This is a genomic window from Streptomyces sp. NPDC004266 (assembly GCF_042874095.1).
Taxonomy (GTDB): Bacteria; Actinomycetota; Actinomycetes; order Streptomycetales; family Streptomycetaceae; genus Streptomyces.
In genome coordinates, this window is record NZ_JBIAMM010000008.1 from 247,490 (window position 1) to 266,590 (window position 19,101).

Genomic DNA, 19,101 nt, shown 5'->3' on the forward strand with positions numbered 1-19,101 from the left:
CCGAACGGAGGAAACAGTGACGGATCATGAGGTAAGGGTCGTGGCCGGCGATCTCGATCTGCTGCGGAAGCGGGTGTCGGCGTTCGTCCGCGACCGCGTGTGTCCGCGCGAGTCCCTGCTGGACGCGGGTGGTCCGACCGCCCGGGACCTGCGGGGCCGTTTGCGGGCGGAGGCCCGGGAAGCCGGACTGTGGGCCCTGCCGCTGCCGTCCGGACTGGGCGGCGGAGGACTGCCGTTGCGCGCGTACGCGTCGATCGCCGAGGCCGAGGGCGCCAGCGACCACGGACCGGCCGCCCTCGGGTCGGCGCCCTTGCTGGACGTGACCATGCTGTCGCGGCACGGCTCGTCGCGGGTGCGCGCCGAGTACCTCCGCCGTCTGGTCTCCGGCGGGCTGCGCACCTGTTACGCGATGACGGAGCCGGACGCTCCCGGCACCGAGCCGCTCCTCACGACCACGCGGGCGGAGCGGCGGTCCGGTGGCGGCTGGACGGTCACGGGGCGCAAGTGGTTCGTGTCGAACGCGGCGGACGCGGACCTGGTGACCGTGCTCGCCCGGACGAGCGGGACCACCGGGGACCGCGACGGGCTGTCCCTGTTCCTCGTCCCCACCGGCTCGCCCGGCTTCCGGGTGGTCCGCGAACTGCCCGTCCTCGGGGCCACCGGCCAGTACGAGATCGCCCTCGACCACGTGGACGTCGACGAGGACCACCTCGTCGGCGAACCCGGTCGCGCCCTCGCCCTCGCGGGCGAGCGCCTCCAGCTGGGGCGGACGCTGCGGGCGTTGCGCTGGGTCGGCCAGGCGCAGCGCGCCTTCGACCTCCTGTGCGAGCGCGCGGTGGGACGGCAGGGCGCCCGCGGGCCGCTCGCGGACCGGCAGCTCGTCCAACAGCACGTCTTCGAGGCGCTGTTGGCGATCCGGACCACCCGTCCCCTCGTGTACGAGGCGATGGACCTGGTCGCGGAAGGGCGCGAGGCCCATGTGGAGGTGGGCCTGGCGAAGACCGCGGCGGCCCGCACGCTCCAGGAGGTCGCCGACCGCGCCGTCCAGGTCTTCGGCGCCGCCGGCCTCGGTCCGGACACGCCGCTCCCCGCCCTGTTCCGTACGGGGCGGACGGCCCGGATCCTCGACGGCCCCGACGAGCAGCACGTCTCCGCGGTCGCCCGGCGCGTGCTGCGGAGCCCGCGGCGGCCGGGACCGGCGGTCACGCCGCTCTGAGGCCGGGCCGGCCGGCGCACGCGGCCTTCGGCCCGGATCGGCGGTCACACCCGCCCGAGGTCGACCCGACCGACGAGCGCGGCCAGGCCGAGGGCGAGGAAGAAGTCCCCCCAGACGAGTTCGTGGCGGGCGGCGGTTCCGCTCCTCGCGTCGTAGCAGCCGTCCAGGAGCATGCCGGCGGGGCGGGAGCCGCCCGGCCGGCTGAGGTGGGCCTCCACGAGCCTGCGCAGGACGGCCTCCGCACGCCTTCCGCACGCCTCCGCCCACGCGGCCCCTGGAAGGCGCGCGAGCTTCAGCAGGGCGACCGCGGCGATGGCGGCGGCGGAGGTGTCCGGAGGGGCTCCGGGCTCATGGGCCTCGGCGGGCGGGACGAGCGGTCCGTCGAGGAACTCCCCCTGCCGGAGCAGGAGTTCCACCGCTGAGGCGAGTCGGTCCGCGCGCCAGGACGGGCCGTCCGCCCGGAGCAGGCCGTCCGCGGCCGCCAGGAGCAGCCAGGCCTCGCCCCGGGTCCAGCCGGGCGCGGGGTCGTTCTCCGCCGCCCAGGTCCCCCGCGTCCGGTCCCGGCGCCACGCCGGACAGGGCCGTCCTCCCTCCTCCCCCGACAGGCACAGGTCGAGGTGCCGGTGCAGGTGGGCGGCTGCGGCCGCCCGCCCTTCCGGTCCGGCGGACCCCAGGAGGGGCACGAGGCCGGGGACGCCGTCGGCGCGGGCCCGCAGCCGCGGGCCGCCGAGGGCCGCGCCCCACGGGACCAGGCCGAGTGCCGGGTCCCACGCGGCGAGCGCGGCCTTCGCCGCGCGCTCGCGGAGGGCGGTGGCCACGCCGTCCTCGGTGGCCAGGGCCGTCCCGTACCAGAGGACGAGGCCGCGGGCGGCGGTGTCGGCCTCCGCCCAGGGGGCGAGCCGGGCGGTGGCGGCGGACGCCGCCGAGCGGTCCTCGGCCCTGCCCGTGTGCCGGGCGCGCAGCCAGAGCAGTCCGGCCCAGAATCCGCCGGTCCACGAGCCGCGCCCGGTGGTCGTCCAGCGGCCGTCGGCCGGGTCCGCGTACAGCGGGAAACGGCCGCCCACCTGCCCGAGGGTCTCCTCCACGCGCCGGAACAGGAGATCCAGCGCCCCCTCGGCCCGGTCCCTCGCACCGGTCACCTCGCGCCGCCCCGTCCCGTACGCCGGTCACGGACCGCCCAGAGGAAGCCGACGGCCGCCGCGAGGGCGAACTCCCCTGCCACCACGGCCCATCCGGCGCCGTACCGGCCACGCTCCGCGAGCAGTCCGAACAGCGGCGGCCCCAGGGCGAAACCCGTGAAGAAGCCGGCCGCGACCAGCGCCGAGTCCTGCCCGGCCCGCCCCGGTGCCGAGCGCTGCATCACGAGGACCATCGACACGGCGTTGCCCGAGACGGCGAACACCCCCACCGCCACGGCCGCCGCCCACACCAGCGGCTCGACCAGGACGGCGGCCGCGAGCAGCACGGCGGCTCCGACGGCCCCCACGGCGAGCAGGCCGGGGAGCCACGGGGCCCGGCCGGGCGTGGCGGCACGGGACCAGCCGATCCGGCCGGCGATCCCGGCGACGCCGAGGACCGCGACGAGGGCGCCCGCCACCGCCGGCCCCATGCCGAGCCGCTGGGCTCCGAACAGCGCCACGTACGTGTTGACGGAGGCGATGCCCGCGCCGAGGAAGAGCGAGAACCCGGCGAGCCACGGCACGGGGCCGTCGGGCGGGGCCGGCGCGGAGGCCGCGGCGCCCGCCCCCGGCGGCGGGTCGGCCGGCAGCGCCCACCAGGCCCACAGGGCGGCGGCGAGCGCGGCCGCGGCGGCCACCCAGGCCGCGCCCCGCCAGCCGAGGAGACCGGCCACCGCCGCGAGCGGCAACCCGGCCGCGAAGGCACCGAGTTGCACTCCGGACTGCTTGGCACCCGTGACGGCACCCCTGCGCGGTCCCGGGACGGACGCGAGGATCGCCTTGTTCGTCGCGGGGTTGGCGAGCGCCTGCGGGAGACCGCCCAGCGCGACCGCCGCGAGGAGCGGGGCGGGTCCCCGGGCCGCGCCGATCAGCCCGAGGGCCGCCGCCGAGACGGCGAGCAGGGCGACGAGGGCACGCCGGGGGCCGACGCGGTCCACGGTCCGGCCGCCGACGGGCGAGAGCACGGCGGCCGTACCGAACCCGACCGTGGTCGTCAGACCGAGCAGCGTCTCCGACAGGCCGAGGCCGTCGACGAGACGCGGTCCGAGCGCACCGAGCAGGAAGAGCTGCATCACCGAGAAGGCCATGGCCGTCGTCAGCAGCGCGGTCAGCCCGCGCGGCGCGACCCGCCCGGCCTCGGTGGCCGAAGCCGCCACCGCACGCGTGGACTTCACGTGGCCCCCTCCCCCGCGACGGCCGGTCCTTCCGCCGTCGACGTGGAGAAGTCGTCGCGAACGGGCCGGGAGTTCCCGGGGCGTACTTGTGGGACGCACCACAGTCGCGTACTCATGACACGGCGGGCCGAGGGGGCGGCCTCGCTCGGCGACGTACCCGCTCCGCCTCCGCAGAAGGGTGCAAGGATGGGCGCGCCATGACCCCAGGCCGATGTTCGCGAGGAGTGCGGGCCGCGATGTTCGCGGCCGTCTGCGTGCTGCTCGCGTCCACCGGTCACGTCCTGATGTCGGGTCAGGACCTCCCCGCACCGGCGCTCGGCCTCGCCTTCGTCGGCACGCTCGCCGTCGCCTGGATCCTCGCGGACCGCGAGCGCGGCCTGCCGGCCGTGACGACGGCGGCCGTGGTCGTCCAGGGCGTGCTGCACGCGGTGTTCTCCGCGTACCAGCAGCACGATCCCGTACCGGTGCCTCCGCCTCACACGGCGACGGGCCGGATGGACACGGGGGGCCACGCGGACATGGCTCACCTGCCCCTGCATCACATGCCCGTGGACCACATGGGCATGGACCACATGGCCATGGGGCACATGGCGATGGGGCAGGGAACCCTGGGGCACGCGGCCATGGACCAGGCGGCCGTCGCCCACGACATGACGGACATGCCGTCGTCCCTGGGCATGCTCTCCGCACACCTCCTCGCCGCGCTCCTGAGCGGACTGTGGACGGCGTACGGCGAGCGGGCCGTCTTCCGACTCGTACGGACCCTGCCCCTGGGGCTTTTCCGGCCCGTGCGACTCCTGCTCGCCGCCGTCGTCCCCGTACCGCCGCGGCGTCCTCGCCTCCGGCCCGGCCGCGCCGGTGACGAGCGCGCTCCCCGACGGCTCCTGCTCGCCCATTCCGTCATCTCCCGGGGCCCACCGAGGGCGTTCGCTGTCGTCTGACAGCCGGAACCCCGAGCCCGACGGCGCGCGATCCGCGCCACCGTCGCTCGGGCACCGGCCCCGCCGCCGTGGCGGGCCGTGACCCCTCACCGGCGCCGCCGCGCTCCTGCGCGCCGCCGGATTCCCCTTGCCCCGTAAGGACGTGTGGCGATGACGCCTGCCCATGACCCCCTTCCCCAGGGACCCACCGGACCGCCCCGCTCGGGGTACGCGCCGGACGCCGACACCGACGCCGCGACCACCCGGCTCGCTCTCGCCGCGCGGGACGGCGACCCCGCCAAGGCCGACCTGTTCGTCCGTGCCCTGCACCGCGACGTGTGGCGGTACGTGGCGTACCTGAGTGCCGACCGCCAGGCGGCCGACGACCTCACCCAGGAGGTCTTCCTCCGGGCCATCGCCGCGCTGCCCCGCTTCCAGGGGCGGTCCTCGGCCCGCACCTGGCTCCTCTCGATAGCCCGCCGCACCGTGGTCGACAGCCTGCGGCACGCCGCCGCACGCCCCCGCCTGTCCGACCGCGAGGACTGGCAGGCGGAGGCGGAGCACACCCAGCCCCTGGGCCTGCCCGGCTTCGAGGACGGGGTCGCCCTCGCCGAGCTGCTGGACTCGATCCCGGCCGAACGGCGCGACGCGTTCGTCCTGACCCAGCTCCTGGGCCTGCCCTACGCCGAGGCCGCGGACGCCATCGGCTGCCCGGTCGGCACGGTCCGCTCGCGGGTCGCCCGCGCCCGGACGTCCCTGGTCTCCCTGCTGCGGGGCGACGGGGAACCCGACCGGGCGGCCGACCGGGCGGGGGCCGGAAGCGCGGTTCCCGCGCGGAGGCGGGGCACGAGAGCGCTCGCCCTCGCCTGACCCCCGTACCGGGCGGACGAGGGGGGTGGGTCCCCGGCCCCGGGCGACCCGCCCCTCCCGCCGGAACCCGAGCGTCCCGCGGTCCGGCTCCCGCCCCGTGGTCCGGCTGCTCCGGACGCTCGCCGTCGACGAAGGGCGGCGGGCACCCGCGGTCCCGCTTTCCGCAGGAGGGCGCATGTGATTCCGCCCACCCCGAAGGGCTCGTTCCGCCGCTCTCGCCACGCCGCCGCCCCCGCTCCCCGGGGCGAACGGGCGCTTCTCGTAGGCAAGTTGGCGGCACGACAGGTCGGCCCGTACCGCGCCGGACGCCGGAGGACGCCGTCGAGAGGTGCCGTCGCTCCGACGGCCGCTGGATACCTTGTGCCGGTGGGGGGACGGGACAGCTGGCCGAGACGGACTTCGAGGGGTCTGCTCTGCGCTTCGGCGTCCCTGTCGCTGGGCGCGGCCGGCCACGTCGCCGCCGGGGGTTCACTGCCGGGGGCTCGCGGCCTCGCGACGGTCCTCATCGGACTGACCGTGCTGGGCACGGCGCTCTCCGGCGGTCGACGACGGCGGCGTTTCGACGTCTCGGTGCTCGCCCTGGGCGCGACGCAGTTCGCCCTGCATCTGGTGTTCCACCGCCTGACGATGCCGCCGGCCGGCGGCTCCGGTCACGGAGCCATGACCGGCGGGCACCACCACGGCGCGGGCATGGCCATGTCGGCGCGCATGGCCATGCCGGCGGACACGGTCATGCCGGCGGACACGGGCGCGTCCGGCTCCGGACACGGGATGACCGCCTCGATGACGTCGGGGCACGCCCTGGCCACGCTCGGCACCGCCCTCTGCGTGATCCACGGGGAACGGGTCCTGCGGCGGCTCGCCGTCCTCCTCCTGACCCGGCTCCCCCTCGCCGTCCCCGTCCGCTCCCGCCCGGCGCCGCCCGCGGGGCGTCCGCCGGCGCCGTTCACGGCGGGCCACGTACGCCTCGGCGTCCTCCTCGCCCGCTGCTGTCCCCGACGAGGCCCTCCCCCGGTGGTCCCGGCCTGATCGCACGGACGCGATCACGACACCCGCCCTCGCGGCGGTCCACCTCACCTTTCGGCTTCTTCGCACGCGCGCCTTCGTGACGCGTGCGCACCTTTGGGGATCACGCATGTCCGCAACCATCGACCAAGACCCGCAGAGAACGGCTCCCGCAGCCGGGGCGGCGCCTGCCGGGCGCTCCTGGCAGGGCGTACGGGCCCTGCTCGTCCGGCTCCACTTCTACGCCGGGGTGTTCGTCGCCCCGTTCCTGCTCGTCGCCGCGCTCACCGGCCTCGTCTACACCTTCACCCCGCAGCTCGACCAGCTCGTCTACGGTGACCAGCTGCGCGTCGAGCGGGTCGGAGACCGGCCGCGCCCGCTGTCCGAGCAGATCGCCGCGGCACGGGCCGCGCACCCGGAGGGCGGCCTGGCCTCCGTGACCACCCCGGCCGAGCCGGAGGACACCACCCGCGTGGTGCTCTCCGTGCCCGAGCTGGGCGAGAAGCAGCGCACCGTCTTCGTCGACCCCTACACCGCGAAGGTGAGGGGCGACCTCACCACCTCGTGGGGGTCCACCCCCCTGACGACCTGGCTCGACGAACTGCACCGGAGCCTGCACCTCGGCGAGGCCGGCCGTCTGTACGCGGAGGTCGCGGCCAGCTGGCTCTGGGTGCTCGTCGTGGGCGGCCTCGTCCTGTGGCTCGGCCGCGGTCGCGGTCGGCGCGCCCGGTCCGTCCGGGGCGCCCTGCTGCCCGACCGTGCCGCCCGCGGCGTGCGCCGGACCCGGAGCCTCCACGCCGCGACCGGTGTCTGGCTCGCCCTCGGTCTGCTCTTCCTGAGCGCGACCGGCCTGACCTGGTCCACGTACGCCGGCGAGCGCTTCGGGCAGCTCCTCGACGCCGCCGAGGGGCACGCGCCGGAGCTGGACACCCTGCTGCCGGGCGCCCCGTCGGCCCCCGAGGCCGGCGGCGACGAGCACGCGGGCCACGCCGGGCACGGCGGGGCCGCCGAGCCCGCCGACCCGGATCCGGCCGCCTTCGAGGCGGCGCTCGCCACGGCCCGCGGGGCGGGCCTGGGCGGCAGGGTGGAGCTCACTCCGGCCGCCGACGCCTCCAGCGCCTGGGTCGTGGCCCAGAAGGACGACGTCTGGCCGGTGCACTACGACCGGGTCGCCGTCGACCCCGCCAAGGGCGAGGTCACCGCGCACACCCGGTGGGCCGAGTACCCGCTCCTCGCCAAGCTGTCGAAGCTCGGCGTGCAGGGCCACATGGGCGTGCTCTTCGGGATCGCCAACCAGATCGTGCTCGCCGTGGTCGCGCTCGGTCTGATCCTCGTCGCCTTCTGGGGCTACCGCATGTGGTGGCAGCGCCGCCCGACCCGCGAGGGCCGCGCGGCCCTCGCCGGCAGGGCCCCCGCCCGCGGCGCCTGGCGCCGCGTCCCGCTTCCCGCGCTCCTCGTGGGCGTCCCGGCGGTCGCCCTCCTCGGCTGGGCGCTCCCCGTCCTGGGCTGCACGCTGCTCGCGTTCCTGGTGGTGGACGTCGTCACCGGTCTCGTGCAGCGGACGCGGACGGCCCGCGCGTAAGGACGGCTGATCGCGCCCGTACGGCGGAAGGGGGTGGCACGGCGTCCGCCGCGCCGCCCCCGTCCTCGCCGCACGCCCGCGCGGCGCCGCCCGTGGGCGGCGGAGGCTCGACGAACCGGGCGGGACCCGGCCCGCCCGCATGCCGGGGGAGGTCGGGACGTGGCCTAGAGTGCGACGGTGCCGTCATACAGCATTGGGCAGGCCGCGCGGCTGCTCGGAGTGAGTTCGGAGACCGTTCGCCGGTGGGCGGACGGCGGCAGGCTCGCCATGGAGCGGGACGGCTCCGGCAAGCGGGTGATCGAGGGGACGGCTCTGGCCCGCTTCGCGCGGGAGCGGGGCGCCGGGCTCCACGCCGTCCCGGAGGACGACGTGCCCACGTCCGTCCGGAACTCCTTCGTGGGGATCGTCACGGGGGTACGGGTGGACGACGTGGCCGCGCAGGTGGAGGTGCAGTCGGGCCCGCACCGGCTGGTCTCGCTGGTGACGCGGGAGGCCGTGGAGGAGCTGGGGCTCGACGTCGGGGTCACGGTGACCGCCCGGGTGAAGTCCACGAGCGTGCACATCGACGTGCCCTGACCTCTTCCGGCGGCGGGGCCCTCAGTGGCAGAGCAGTGCCGCGCGCAGGTCCGCCTTGTGGTCGAGCCGTGACAGGTCCCGGCCGGTGAGGGCCTCGATGCGTTCGACGCGGTAGTGGACCGTGTTGACGTGGACGTGGAGGGCCTCGGCGGTCCTCGCCCACGAGCAGTCGTGCGCGAGGAAGACCTCCAGGGTCTCCAGGAGCATCGCGCTCGACCCCCGGCCGGCGCCGAGGAGCGGTCCCAGGACGGTCCGGCGGTACACGTCCCGTACGTCGACGGGGACTCCGGCCAGCAGCTTGCCCAGCCCGTCGAGGTCGCCGAGGCCGGCGACGCGGGACGACGACGGCGTTCCGGAGCGGACCGCCGCCAGGGCGTAACGGGCCTGGGGCAGGGCGGTGTTCAGCCCCTCGGGACCGACGGCGGACGCACTCACACCGGCGTGCAGGACGAGGTCCGGGCTACAGGCGTGGATCAACGGCCACACGTCGCCCAGCCGTGCCCGTACCCCCGGCGCCGCTTCCTTCCCGTGGGCGACGACCGCGACGGCCTCACCGCCGGTGCCGTCGGCGACCGCGAAGGCGACGGACGGCACGTGGCGCAGCGCCTCCGTGAGCGCGGCGACGCCGACGGCACCGCCTTCCCCGTGCGGCTCCGCCGCCGTGACGACCACGGTGTACGCGTCCCTGCCGGCGAGACCGCACGAGGCCAACGCGGCCCGCACGCGGTGGGCGTCGGAGCGCGGGGCGCCCATGGCGTCCACGAGCTCCGCGAACGCGGCAGCGCTCGCCGCCCGGTTCCGGTCCTGCCGGCGCCGGTGCCGGCCGAGGAGTTCGGCGATCTCCTGGAGGACCCGCGGGGGCACCCGGCCCGCCTCGGGCAGGTGGAGGTGCCAGCTGTCGTAGGCGGTACCGCCGTCGGCCTCGACGCGTACGGTCGTACCGTGGCCGCCGCGCACGAGTTCCGCGGCCCGCCGCGCGGGCAGTTCCGTCCGGGCGGCGCCGGTCCGGGCGACCGTACGGCCGCTGCCGGTCAGCAGGTGACAGGCCGGGGCGCCGAGGTGGGCGAACGCCCGGACGAGCAGCTCACCCGCCGTCGCGCCGTTCTCCAGCGCGCGGTCGAGGTCCAGGCGGACGTTCTCCGGCAACGCGAAGTGGTCCGTGGGACGGCGGCTGAGCTCGCTCCACTGCCGGAGGTAGACCGCCTCGGTGATCGTCCGGAAGGTCGTGTGCGCCGGCACGGCGATCAGGGCGACGCGGTGCGCGCGGCACGCCTCGGCCAGCTCCCGGGGCACCTCCCCGTGGGTCTCCTCCCCCGCGAGCAACGCCACCGCGCCCGCCTCGCGCAGAGCGGAGACGAAGCGTTCGGTCTTGCCCGGATCGCCGTCCCGGCTCCACCACACGAGTCCGCTGAGGACGATCTCCCCCGGCTGGAGGAAGCGCGCCGGATCCTCCAGATCGGTCGCCGTCACGCCGCCGATCTCCTGGCCGAGCAACGCCTCGTCACCCCAGACGAGGGAGAGGTCCAGACGGTCGAGACGGAGGAGGTGGTCGACGTGCATCAGAGGCTCCTAGCGAGGTCGCGGGAGAGACCCGCACTCACATTAACGAGGCGAATGCGAGACGAGACATCGTAGATGCCAAAGCCAGGTCGTAGAAAAGCTCTTGGTTGATTCTCCAGGGCACGGCTCCGCACGGTGAATGTTTTCCGGCTTCCCGTCCAGTCGTTCCGCCGCTCTCCCCCGGCTTCACTGGCCTGAGGGAACCGGTCGGAGCGCACCGGGCGGAAGGCATGGGGAGAGATGGATCTGAACACGATCGCGGACGTGAGGGACGCGCGTCGGCACGAGCCGTGGCGGCCGGGCGACGCGTGGCTGGGCGGCGGGACGTACCTCTTCTCCGAACCTCAGCCGCATCTGCGCCGGTTGGTCGACCTGAGCCGGATGGGCTGGGAACCGCTCGTCCGGCACGAGGACGGCTCGCTGGAGATCGCGGCGACGTGCACCGTCGCCCAGCTGTCCCGCTTCGGGCGGCGGTCCCTGGACGCGCCCGCGGCACCGCTGTTCGAACGGTGCTGCCGGGCCTTCCTCGCCTCGTTCAAGATCTGGAACATGGCGACCGTCGGCGGCAACCTGTGCAACGGCCTGCCCGCCGGGCCCATGATCTCGCTCGCCGCCGCGCTCGACGGCACGTGTCTGCTCCGGGCGCAGAACGGCTCCACCCGCGAGGTGAAGGTGGCCGATTTCGTGCGGGGCGCGGGCGTCAAGGACCTCGGGGAAGGCGAGCTGCTCCGCTCGGTGACGCTGCCCGGCCGGGCGCTGGAGTGCCGTACGGCGTTCCGGCAGGCCTCGTTGTACGGCCTCGGCCGCTCGGGCGCGCTGGTCATCGGGACGCTCGACCCGCTCGACGGCTCACTGGCGGTCACGGTGACGGCGGCGACCACCCGCCCCTTCCGGTTCTGGTTCCCGCTGCCGCCGGACCGCGAGCGACTGCGCCGGGCGATCGACGAGGCGGTCCGCCCCGACGAATGGTTCGACGACATCCACGGACTGCCCGCGTGGCGACGGCACATGGCACTGCGCCTCGCCGAGGAGGTCCGCCGCGAACTGACCACCCCCGACGGCCCCCGGGAAGGCGTCCGATGAGCTTCGACATCCAGGTCAACGGCCGTCCGTTCGACACCGAGCCGCGCGCCGGCCAGTGTCTGCGCACCTACCTGCGCGAGCGAGGCTGGTTCGGCGTGAAGAAGGGATGCGACGCCGGTGACTGCGGGGCCTGCACCGTGCACGTGGACGGGGAGCCCGTGCACAGCTGCCTGTATCCGGCCGTACGGGCGGAGGGCCGCTCCGTCACGACGGTGGAGGGACTGGCCTCCCGGGACGGCGGACTCCACCCCGTACAGCAGAAGTTCCTCGACGCCCAGGGCTATCAGTGCGGCTTCTGCACCGCCGGCTTCCTCATGACGACGGCCGCGCTGGAGGCCGAGCGGGGCTCGGAGCACGACGACGGCAAGCTCGACGACCTGCCCCGGGCCTTCAAGGGCAACATCTGCCGCTGCACGGGCTACCGGGCGATCGAGGACGCCGTGCGGGGCGTGCGGCACACCGAACGGCCCTGTGCGGGAAAGGCGGTGGGGCGGAACGTCGGCGCGCCGGCGGGGCCGCAGGTCGTCACCGGCACCGCCCGCTACACCTTCGACGTCGAGGTCCCGGGCCTGCTGCACATGAAGCTGCTGCGCTCGCCGCACCCGCACGCCCGGATCGTCGCGATCGACACCACGGCCGCGCTGCGCGTCCCCGGCGTGGTGGCCGTCCTCACCCACGAGGACGCACCGGCGACGCTGTACTCCTCCGCCCGCCACGAGCACCCCACCGAGGACCCCGACGACACCCGGGTCCTGGACGACGTCGTCCGGTACGTGGGCCAGCGGGTCGCGGCGGTCGTCGCCGACAGCGAGCGGGCCGCCGAGGAGGGCTGCCGTCGCGTCGAGGTCACGTACGAACGGCTCCCTCACGTCACCGACCCGGAGGAGGCGATGCGCCCCGGCGCGCCCGTCATCCACGAGGGCAAGGGACCGGAGGTGCGCATCGCCCGGGTCGAGAACAACGTCGCGGGCGAGGTCCACGGCGAGATCGGCTCGGTCGAGGCCGGCTTCGCCGAGGCGGACGTCGTCCACGAGGAGACCTTCCGGACCCAGCGCGTCCAGCACGCGAGCCTGGAGACGCACGGCTGCGTGGCGTACTTCGAGCCGAAGGAGGACGGCGGCGGGGAGCGCCTCACCGTGCGCTCCTCCACGCAGACGCCGTTCTTGACCCGGCGGGCGCTGTGCGCGCTGTACGGCCTGCCGGAGGACGAGGTCCGCGTGGTCGCCGGCCGGGTCGGCGGCGGCTTCGGCGGCAAGCAGGAGATGCTCACCGAGGACGTCGTGACCCTCGCCGCGCTGAAGCTGCGCCGACCGGTGAAGCTGGAGTACACGCGGGCCGAGCAGTTCCACGGGGCGACCACCCGCCACCCCTTCACCATCCGCATCAAGGTCGGAGCCCGCGCCGACGGCACCCTCACCGCCGTGCGGATGCGGGTGGTGTCCAACACCGGCGCGTACGGCAATCACGGCCCGGCGGTGATGTTCCACAGCGTCGGCGAGTCCTTCGCCGTCTACCGCGCCCCGCACAAGAAGGTCGACGCCTACTCCGTCTACACCAACGTCGTCCCGGCCGGCGCCTTCCGCGGCTACGGCCTGGGCCAGGTCACCTTCGCCGTCGAGTCCGTGATGGACGAACTCGCCCGCCGCCTCGGCATGGACCCCCTTGTCTTCCGCGAGAAGAACGTCATCGGCCCCGGCGAGTCCCTGCACAGCCCGATCGGCGAGGAGGAGGACCTGCACATCGCCTCGTACGGCCTCGACCAGTGCCTGTCCGTCGTGCGCAACGCCATCGCCGAGGACCGCAGCGCCGAGGAGGCGCCGGAGGGCTGGCTGGTCGGGCAGGGGACCGGGATGGCGATGATCGCGACCGGGCCGCCGGGCGGCCACTACGCCGACGCCCGCGTCTCGCTCCTGGAGGACGGGACGTACGACGTCGCCGTCGGCACCGCCGAGTTCGGCAACGGCACCACCACCGTCCACCAGCAGATCACCGCCGGCGCCCTGAACACCACCGAGGACCGCGTCTCCGTCCGACAGTCCGACACCGACGTCGTACGCCACGACACCGGCGCCTTCGGCTCCGCCGGCACCGTCGTCGCCGGCAAGGCCGTCCTCCTCGCCGCCACCTCCCTCGCCGAACGCCTGCGCACCCTCGCCGCCCGCCACACCGGCGTGGCGCGGCACCTGTGCGTGCTCGGCGCCGAGGCCGTCGACTGCGCAGGCCGTACGGTGACGCTGAAGGAGCTGTACGAGGCGGGGCACGCCCTCGGCGCGACCGGGGAACTGGCGGCGGACGGGCACTGGGGCGGCTCGCCGCGCTCGGTGGCCTTCAACGCCCAGTGGTTCCGCGTCGCGGTGGATCCCGACTCGGGCGAGATCCGGATCCTGCGCAGTGTGCACGCCGCCGACGCCGGAAAGGTCATGAACCCGATGCAGTGCCGCGGCCAGGTCGAGGGCGGGGTCGCGCAGGCCCTGGGCGCCACGCTCTTCGAGACCGTCCGGGTCGACGAACGCGGCGAGGTCACCACCGCCGCCTTCCGCCGCTACCGCCTGCCCCAGTACGCCGACGTCCCCCGCACCGAGGTGCACTTCACGGAGACGTCCGACGCGATCGGTCCGCTCGGCGCCAAGTCGATGAGCGAGAGCCCCTTCAACCCCGTGGCCCCCGCGTTCGCGAACGCCCTGCGCGACGCGACGGGCATCCGCTTCACCGAGCTGCCGGTGACCCGCGACCGCGTCTGGCTGGCTCTCGACCGGGAGGCACGGAACGTCGGTCGATAGACCGGGAGGATGTGAGCCATCACCTCGTAACAAGCTCACAAATACCGTGCAGTAGGCCGAATCAGGGTGGCAAACACGGTTCCTCGCTCCGATGGTCGGGTATCACTGCGCGCAGCCGCCGCACCGACCGCCCCGAAGGGACCGACGATGAGCCTCCCCAGTGCCGTGCCTCACGCCCCGTCCGTCACCACGCCCGCGCCCCCCGGCTCCTTCGTGCTCTGGGGGGACGTGGCCGGCCCGGCCACTCTCGCCGTCGCCGATCTGCGCGAAGGGTGGGAGCAGCACAGGGCGGAGGTGGTCTTCGACTGCGCCACGGCGGGGCCGCAGCACCACACCTTCACGGGTCCGCTGCTGCGCGAGGTCATGGCCGTGGCACGCCCCGGCTTCGACCCCGCCCGCCGCAAGGAACGCTCGCGCTTCCTGGTGTCCGTGAGCGGCGGCGACGGCCACCACACCGTTCTGTCGTGGGCGGAGATCGACGCCGACTTCGGCAACGCCCCCGTACTGCTCGCGACCCGCGTGGACGAGGAGGACCTCGATGCCGTCGGCACCCAGCTCGTCGTCCCCTCCGACCGCTGCGGCGCCCGCTACGTCAGCGCCGTCACGGGGATCTGGATCGGTGCCCACCGGCTTCCCGGCACCCCTCCGTCCGAGGACTGAGACCACCGGGCGACTCCGCTTGTCCCTTTCTCCAAGCCTCCTCTCATCCGCGATGGAGGGTCCTACATGTTTGTTGCAGATGAGAGGCAGAGGGCCCTACGGTGTCGCATATGCAGTCCTACACCATCGGGCAGGCCGCTCGTCTGCTGGGCGTTAGCCCGGACACCGCCCGGCGCTGGGCGGACGCGGGCCGGGTCGCGACCCACCGCGACGAGAGCGGCCGGCGCGTCATCGACGGCAGGTCGCTGGCCGCGTTCTCCGTGGAGATCGCGCAGGACGGCGACGAGGACGTGTCGTACACGACGGCACGCAACGCGTTCCCGGGCATCGTCACGGCGATCAGGCTCGGTGACATCGCGGCCCAGGTCACCATCCAGGCCGGACCGCACCGCCTGGTCTCCCTCCTCACCCGCGAGGCCGTGGAGGAGCTGGGACTGGAAGTCGGCATGCAGGCCACCGCCCGCGTGAAGTCGACCAGCGTGCACATCGACCGCACCTGACCCCTCACGCGGTACCGCAGAAGCATCGGCCGTCGGCGCGGCCGGCCTCCCACCGCACCTTCCGTTCTTCGTCCCCAAGGAGTCCAGACCCTCATGTCCCTCGTCCTCACCCCCGCCAGACGCCGTACGGCCGCCGCCGTCCTCACCGCCGCCCTGCTGGTGCCGCTCGCGGCCTGCTCGTCGAACGACGACACCAAGAAGGACACGGGCGGTTCGGCGGGCTCCGGTTCGAGCTCCGCGCCGCAGGCGAACCTGACCGTCCTCGCGGCCGCGTCCCTGACGGACGTCTTCAAGACGGCCGGCGCCGCCTACGAGAAGGCGCACCCGGGCACGAAGATCACCTTCTCCTTCGCCGGCTCGCAGGAGCTCGTCGCCCAGGTCGCCCAGGGCTCGCCCGCCGACGTCCTGGTCACCGCCGACACCAAGAGCATGGACAAGGTGAAGGCCGACACCGGCACGCCGGCCGTCATCGCCAAGAACCGGCTCGTCATCGCCACCGGCAAGGGCAACCCCTTCAAGGTCGACGAACTGAAGGACCTCGCGGACACCAAGCTCAAGGTCGTCCTCGCCGCGCCCGAGGTACCGGCCGGCAAGTACAGCAAGAAGATCCTCGACGCCCAGAAGATCACCGTGAAGCCGGTCTCCCAGGAGCCCAACGTCCGCGCGGTGCTCAGCAAGGTCGAGCTGGGCGAGGCCGACGCCGGACTCGTCTACAAGACGGACGCCGAGAGCGCCAAGGGCAAGGTCGACGCCGTGGAGATCCCCGACGCGCAGAACGCCGTGGCCTCGTACCCGGCCGCCACGCTGAAGGACTCCAAGAACGCCGAGGCGGCCGCCGCGTTCGTCGCCTGGCTCTCCTCCCCCGAGGGCCAGAAGATCCTCCAGGACGCCGGCTTCCAGAAGCCGTAACCGTCCGGGATCACACCGATCGCGAGGGGCTGCCCGTACCGGGGGGACGGGCAGCCCCTCGTCCTCCATGCCCCATCTCCTCGGGACCATCGATGAAACGAGCAGGCTCGCGTCCTTCCGGCACCCGTCCGCCCCTCCTGCTGGCGCTGCCCGCGCTGGCGGCCGTGGCGTTCCTGACCCTCCCGCTGGTCGGCGTCCTCGCGCGGACCGAGTGGAGCGGACTCGCCGGCCATCTGAGCTCCCCCGGCACGGTCCAGGCGCTGAAGCTCTCGCTCCTCGTCTCGTTCTGGGCGCTCGGCCTGTCGCTGCTGCTCGGCGTGCCGCTGGCGTGGCTCCTCGCCCGGGTGTCCTTCCCCGGCAAGGCGCTCGTCCGCTCGCTGGTGCTGCTGCCGATGGTGCTGCCGCCGACCGTCGGCGGTGTCGCGCTGCTGCTCGCCTTCGGGCGGCGGGGGCTCCTCGGGCCGTGGCTGGAGTCGACGTTCGGCGTCACCCTCCCCTTCCACACCTCGGGCGCCGTCCTCGCGGCCACGTTCGTGGCCATGCCGTTCCTGGTCATCAGCCTGGAGGGCGCGCTCGGCGGGCTGCGGCCGCGGTACGAGGAGACGGCGGCCTCCCTGGGCGCCTCGCCGGTCCGGGTCTTCTTCACCGTCACCCTGCCCATGGTCGCGCCCGGCGTCCTCGCCGGCGCCGCCCTGACCTGGGCGCGGGCGCTGGGCGAGTTCGGCGCGACGATCACCTTCGCCGGCAACCTCCCCGGCACCACCCAGACCCTCCCCCTCCAGGTCTACCTGCTGCTGCAGGACGAGCCCGAGGCCGCGACCTCCGTCTCCCTGCTGCTGCTCGCCATCGCCATGGCCGTACTCGTCGCCCTGCGCGGACGATGGACCGGCGCTCCGGCCGACCGGAAGTCCCGGCCCGCGCCCGAAGCCGAAGCCGCACCCGCACCCGCACCCGCACCCGCACCCGAGGGGAGTCCCGCGTCCCTCTCCCCCGAGGCGAACGGGTCCGGCGAACGCTGGTCCCTGCACGCCGAGGTCACCGGCTTCACCCAGCTCACCCTGGACGCCGAACCGGGCACCACCATCGCCGTCGTGGGACCGAACGGCGCCGGCAAGACCACCCTGCTCCGCGCCCTCCTCGGCCTCACGCCCCGCGCCCACGCCCACCTCACCCTCGGCGCCGTCGACGTCACCGGTCTGCCCCCGCACCGCCGCCGGGTCGCCTGGGTGCCACAGGACGGCGCCCTCTTCCCCCACATGACGGCACTCGCCAACACCGCCTACGGCCTCCGCTCCCAGGGCATCCCGCGCGCCGGAGCCCGGCGGGAGGCCCAGAGCTGGCTCGACCGTCTCGGCGTCGGCCACCTGGCCCACCGTCGTCCCGGCCAGCTCTCCGGCGGCCAGGCCCAGCGCGTCGCCCTCGCCCGGGCCCTGGCCGCCCGGCCCCGTCTGCTCGTCCTCGACGAACCGCTCGCCGCCCTCGACCAGACCACCCGCGCCCACGTCCGCCACACCCTGCGCACGCACCTCGCGCGCTTCGGCGGTGTCTGTCTCATCGTCACCCACGACCCCGTCGAGGCCGTCTCCCTCGCCGACCGCGTCCTCGTCCTCGACAACGGCCGTGCCCTGCAGGACGACCACCCCACCGAGGTCACCCGCCACCCCCGCTCCCCCTGGGTCGCCCGCATGCTCGGCCGCAACGCCTGGCCCGGCGCGGCCACCACGGACGGCCTCGCGCTCGACGGCGGCGGCACCCTCGTCGCGGCCGATCCGCCGCCCCCCGGCACCCCCGCGCTCGCGATCGTCGCGCCCGAGGCGGTGTCGCTCCACCGCGAGAAGCCGACCGGCAGCCCCCGCAACGTCTGGCCCGGCACCGTACGCGAGATCACCGCCAGCGGCAGCCGACTGCGCGTGCTGATCACCTCCGACGACGCGCCCGACCTCGTCGCCGAGATCACCCCGCAGTCCGCCGCCGAACTGGGCCTCGCCGACGGAGTGCCCGTCTGGACCAGCGTCAAAGCGACCGAGACGACGGTCATCCCCCTCTGACCGGCCGAGACGAAGCGAGGAGCACATGACGGAGAAGGACGCCTCCAAGGTGCGCGACCGGGCCCTGCGGGACAGCCCCGCCAGGATCGAGGCGGAGCCGGACCTCGTCGACCCCGCCTGGACGCTCCACGCCGTCGTCCCGGACGTCGTGGAGTTCCGGCAGGCCGCCACGACCCGCGCCCACGTCCGGCCGCGGTACGAGCGGGAAGGAGCAGACCGGCAGCGACGACAGCTCCGGCCCTGACACCCGGTTCTCTCACGTGGCGCGAGTGCTCGGGCGGCGGAGAGGGAGATCACGGTCGGCTTCACCAGGGACTGGACCGCGCCCGGGCCTTCGACCGCTCGCCGAACCGCCGATGGACCGCTGCGTCTACGGCTTGCTGGAGCACACGGTCTCGGTCCAGGTCGCCCGGAGGTCACGGCAGACAAGGGCGAGTGTGCCCTCCCAGCAGGCGATCTCGTGGCTACAGCCGCCCTCGTGCGGCAGGATCTCGTCGAGAATCACGGTTCCCAGGCCCGTCCCCGTGGCGTCGGCGAGATCGACGACGAGGGACGACACGCCCGTGTAACGGATGACCAGGTCTTGATCGTGCTTCCAGCAGTTGTGCCGGAACTCGATCTCCACCTCCTCGTCGCCGACGCTTCGGACGGCCTGAAGCGTCAGGTCTTTCACGCATCGCCCGCTGCGGAAGTCGTAGTGGTCGCCGTCGGTGGCGAAGGCCCGGGCACCGGGTGGCAGATCACCGGAGATCGAGGGCAGGTGCCGCAGATAACCCGCTGGGTCCAACACCCCTGTCAGGTCACCGACCTGCGCATCGACATCGACGTACTCCATCGTCCTTCGCCCCCCGCTCCTGACTTCCTGCCGTCCGACGAAGCGCCGCACGCCCCCTCGCACCTTGCCCGACGAACACCGTGACCACCGGCCGCCCCGACGGCACAAGCCCCTGCCCACCGGCACACCCTCGGCGGTGGCTTCGGCATCGTCCCGCCCTTCACCCTGGTCTGGCACGACGCCGGCATCGCCCGGCAAGCCCTG

Annotated in this window: 17 protein-coding genes; 13 read left to right on the top strand and 4 right to left on the bottom strand. The window is 74.5% G+C overall.

Annotated features, from left to right (window positions below; all coding sequences use genetic code 11):
* Nucleotides 1-40 precede the first annotated feature (40 nt).
* Nucleotides 41-1,216: an acyl-CoA dehydrogenase family protein gene (locus ACFYUZ_RS21095; protein WP_389311408.1), complete on the top strand. Its 1,176-nt coding sequence runs from the start codon at nucleotides 41-43 to the stop codon at nucleotides 1,214-1,216.
* A 44-nt stretch (nucleotides 1,217-1,260) separates the two neighbouring features.
* Here the strand turns inward: ACFYUZ_RS21095 and ACFYUZ_RS21100 are convergent, their stop codons facing one another.
* On the bottom strand, nucleotides 1,261-2,355 hold the full coding sequence (locus ACFYUZ_RS21100; protein WP_389311410.1) for a sugar ABC transporter permease: 1,095 nt from the start codon (nucleotides 2,353-2,355) through the stop codon (nucleotides 1,261-1,263).
* Entirely contained in the window at nucleotides 2,352-3,482 is a 1,131-nt protein-coding gene (locus ACFYUZ_RS21105; RefSeq protein WP_389311664.1) for an MFS transporter, read from the bottom strand. Before ACFYUZ_RS21105 ends, ACFYUZ_RS21100 begins: the two co-directional genes overlap by 4 nt.
* A 323-nt stretch (nucleotides 3,483-3,805) precedes the next feature.
* Here ACFYUZ_RS21105 and ACFYUZ_RS21110 point away from each other — a divergent pair, with 323 nt between their 5' ends.
* The 5 genes from ACFYUZ_RS21110 (at nucleotide 3,806) to ACFYUZ_RS21130 (ending at nucleotide 8,522) form a co-directional block, all read left to right on the top strand.
* Nucleotides 3,806-4,510 carry a hypothetical protein gene (locus tag ACFYUZ_RS21110; protein ID WP_389311412.1) on the top strand — a complete coding sequence of 235 codons (705 nt, stop codon included), beginning with the start codon at nucleotides 3,806-3,808 and terminating at the stop codon, nucleotides 4,508-4,510.
* 150 nt (nucleotides 4,511-4,660) lie between these two features.
* The gene (locus ACFYUZ_RS21115) at nucleotides 4,661-5,359 is read left to right on the top strand and encodes a sigma-70 family RNA polymerase sigma factor (RefSeq protein WP_389311414.1); all 699 of its coding nucleotides are present in this window, start codon (nucleotides 4,661-4,663) and stop codon (nucleotides 5,357-5,359) included.
* A 366-nt stretch (nucleotides 5,360-5,725) separates the two neighbouring features.
* The gene (locus tag ACFYUZ_RS21120; RefSeq protein WP_389311416.1) at nucleotides 5,726-6,388 is read left to right on the top strand and encodes a hypothetical protein; all 663 of its coding nucleotides are present in this window, start codon (nucleotides 5,726-5,728) and stop codon (nucleotides 6,386-6,388) included.
* 106 nt (nucleotides 6,389-6,494) lie between these two features.
* The gene (locus ACFYUZ_RS21125) at nucleotides 6,495-7,946 is read left to right on the top strand and encodes a PepSY-associated TM helix domain-containing protein (RefSeq protein WP_389311418.1); all 1,452 of its coding nucleotides are present in this window, start codon (nucleotides 6,495-6,497) and stop codon (nucleotides 7,944-7,946) included.
* Nucleotides 7,947-8,123: 177 nt separating this feature from the next.
* On the top strand, nucleotides 8,124-8,522 hold the full coding sequence (locus ACFYUZ_RS21130; RefSeq protein WP_389311420.1) for a molybdopterin-binding protein: 399 nt from the start codon (nucleotides 8,124-8,126) through the stop codon (nucleotides 8,520-8,522).
* A gap of 21 nt (nucleotides 8,523-8,543) precedes the next feature.
* Here the strand turns inward: ACFYUZ_RS21130 and ACFYUZ_RS21135 are convergent, their stop codons facing one another.
* A complete protein-coding gene (locus ACFYUZ_RS21135) occupies nucleotides 8,544-10,082 on the bottom strand; it encodes a PucR family transcriptional regulator (protein ID WP_389311421.1) in 1,539 nt (512 codons plus the stop codon).
* Nucleotides 10,083-10,322: 240 nt separating this feature from the next.
* On the opposite strand from ACFYUZ_RS21135, the gene ACFYUZ_RS21140 reads away from it, so the two are divergent.
* The 7 genes from ACFYUZ_RS21140 to ACFYUZ_RS21170 all read left to right on the top strand — a co-directional run bounded on the left by ACFYUZ_RS21140 (nucleotide 10,323) and on the right by ACFYUZ_RS21170 (nucleotide 18,306).
* Nucleotides 10,323-11,165 carry an FAD binding domain-containing protein gene (locus ACFYUZ_RS21140; protein ID WP_389311423.1) on the top strand — a complete coding sequence of 281 codons (843 nt, stop codon included), beginning with the start codon at nucleotides 10,323-10,325 and terminating at the stop codon, nucleotides 11,163-11,165.
* Complete coding sequence (locus ACFYUZ_RS21145; RefSeq protein WP_389311425.1) at nucleotides 11,162-13,945, top strand: molybdopterin-dependent oxidoreductase; 2,784 nt, start codon at nucleotides 11,162-11,164, stop codon at nucleotides 13,943-13,945. Before ACFYUZ_RS21140 ends, ACFYUZ_RS21145 begins: the two co-directional genes overlap by 4 nt.
* Before the next feature lie 147 nt (nucleotides 13,946-14,092).
* A complete protein-coding gene (locus ACFYUZ_RS21150) occupies nucleotides 14,093-14,605 on the top strand; it encodes a molybdopterin-dependent oxidoreductase (RefSeq protein ID WP_389311427.1) in 513 nt (170 codons plus the stop codon).
* Between the two features lie 110 nt (nucleotides 14,606-14,715).
* Complete coding sequence (locus ACFYUZ_RS21155; protein ID WP_389311429.1) at nucleotides 14,716-15,105, top strand: molybdopterin-binding protein; 390 nt, start codon at nucleotides 14,716-14,718, stop codon at nucleotides 15,103-15,105.
* Between the two features lie 93 nt (nucleotides 15,106-15,198).
* Entirely contained in the window at nucleotides 15,199-16,014 is an 816-nt protein-coding gene (gene modA, locus ACFYUZ_RS21160; RefSeq protein ID WP_389311431.1) for a molybdate ABC transporter substrate-binding protein, read from the top strand.
* Between the two features lie 92 nt (nucleotides 16,015-16,106).
* Nucleotides 16,107-18,062: an ABC transporter permease gene (locus ACFYUZ_RS21165; RefSeq protein ID WP_389311433.1), complete on the top strand. Its 1,956-nt coding sequence runs from the start codon at nucleotides 16,107-16,109 to the stop codon at nucleotides 18,060-18,062.
* Between the two features lie 25 nt (nucleotides 18,063-18,087).
* Nucleotides 18,088-18,306: a pyridoxine 5'-phosphate oxidase C-terminal domain-containing protein gene (locus ACFYUZ_RS21170; protein ID WP_389311435.1), complete on the top strand. Its 219-nt coding sequence runs from the start codon at nucleotides 18,088-18,090 to the stop codon at nucleotides 18,304-18,306.
* Nucleotides 18,307-18,432: 126 nt separating this feature from the next.
* Here ACFYUZ_RS21170 and ACFYUZ_RS21175 read toward each other — a convergent pair whose 3' ends face one another.
* The gene (locus tag ACFYUZ_RS21175) at nucleotides 18,433-18,897 is read right to left on the bottom strand and encodes a hypothetical protein (protein WP_389311437.1); all 465 of its coding nucleotides are present in this window, start codon (nucleotides 18,895-18,897) and stop codon (nucleotides 18,433-18,435) included.
* Between the last annotated feature and the right edge of the window lie 204 nt (nucleotides 18,898-19,101).

Coding starts and splice junctions, on each gene's coding strand:
- ACFYUZ_RS21105 (WP_389311664.1), bottom strand. CDS start 3,482: ATGGCCTTCTCGGTGATGCAGCTCTTCCTGCTCGGTGCGCTCGGACCG.
- ACFYUZ_RS21110 (WP_389311412.1), top strand. CDS start 3,806: ATGTTCGCGGCCGTCTGCGTGCTGCTCGCGTCCACCGGTCACGTCCTG.
- ACFYUZ_RS21115 (WP_389311414.1), top strand. CDS start 4,661: ATGACGCCTGCCCATGACCCCCTTCCCCAGGGACCCACCGGACCGCCC.
- ACFYUZ_RS21125 (WP_389311418.1), top strand. CDS start 6,495: ATGTCCGCAACCATCGACCAAGACCCGCAGAGAACGGCTCCCGCAGCC.
- ACFYUZ_RS21135 (WP_389311421.1), bottom strand. CDS start 10,082: ATGCACGTCGACCACCTCCTCCGTCTCGACCGTCTGGACCTCTCCCTC.
- ACFYUZ_RS21140 (WP_389311423.1), top strand. CDS start 10,323: ATGGATCTGAACACGATCGCGGACGTGAGGGACGCGCGTCGGCACGAG.
- ACFYUZ_RS21145 (WP_389311425.1), top strand. CDS start 11,162: ATGAGCTTCGACATCCAGGTCAACGGCCGTCCGTTCGACACCGAGCCG.
- ACFYUZ_RS21150 (WP_389311427.1), top strand. CDS start 14,093: ATGAGCCTCCCCAGTGCCGTGCCTCACGCCCCGTCCGTCACCACGCCC.
- ACFYUZ_RS21155 (WP_389311429.1), top strand. CDS start 14,716: ATGCAGTCCTACACCATCGGGCAGGCCGCTCGTCTGCTGGGCGTTAGC.
- modA (WP_389311431.1), top strand. CDS start 15,199: ATGTCCCTCGTCCTCACCCCCGCCAGACGCCGTACGGCCGCCGCCGTC.
- ACFYUZ_RS21165 (WP_389311433.1), top strand. CDS start 16,107: ATGAAACGAGCAGGCTCGCGTCCTTCCGGCACCCGTCCGCCCCTCCTG.
- ACFYUZ_RS21170 (WP_389311435.1), top strand. CDS start 18,088: ATGACGGAGAAGGACGCCTCCAAGGTGCGCGACCGGGCCCTGCGGGAC.
- ACFYUZ_RS21175 (WP_389311437.1), bottom strand. CDS start 18,897: ATGGAGTACGTCGATGTCGATGCGCAGGTCGGTGACCTGACAGGGGTG.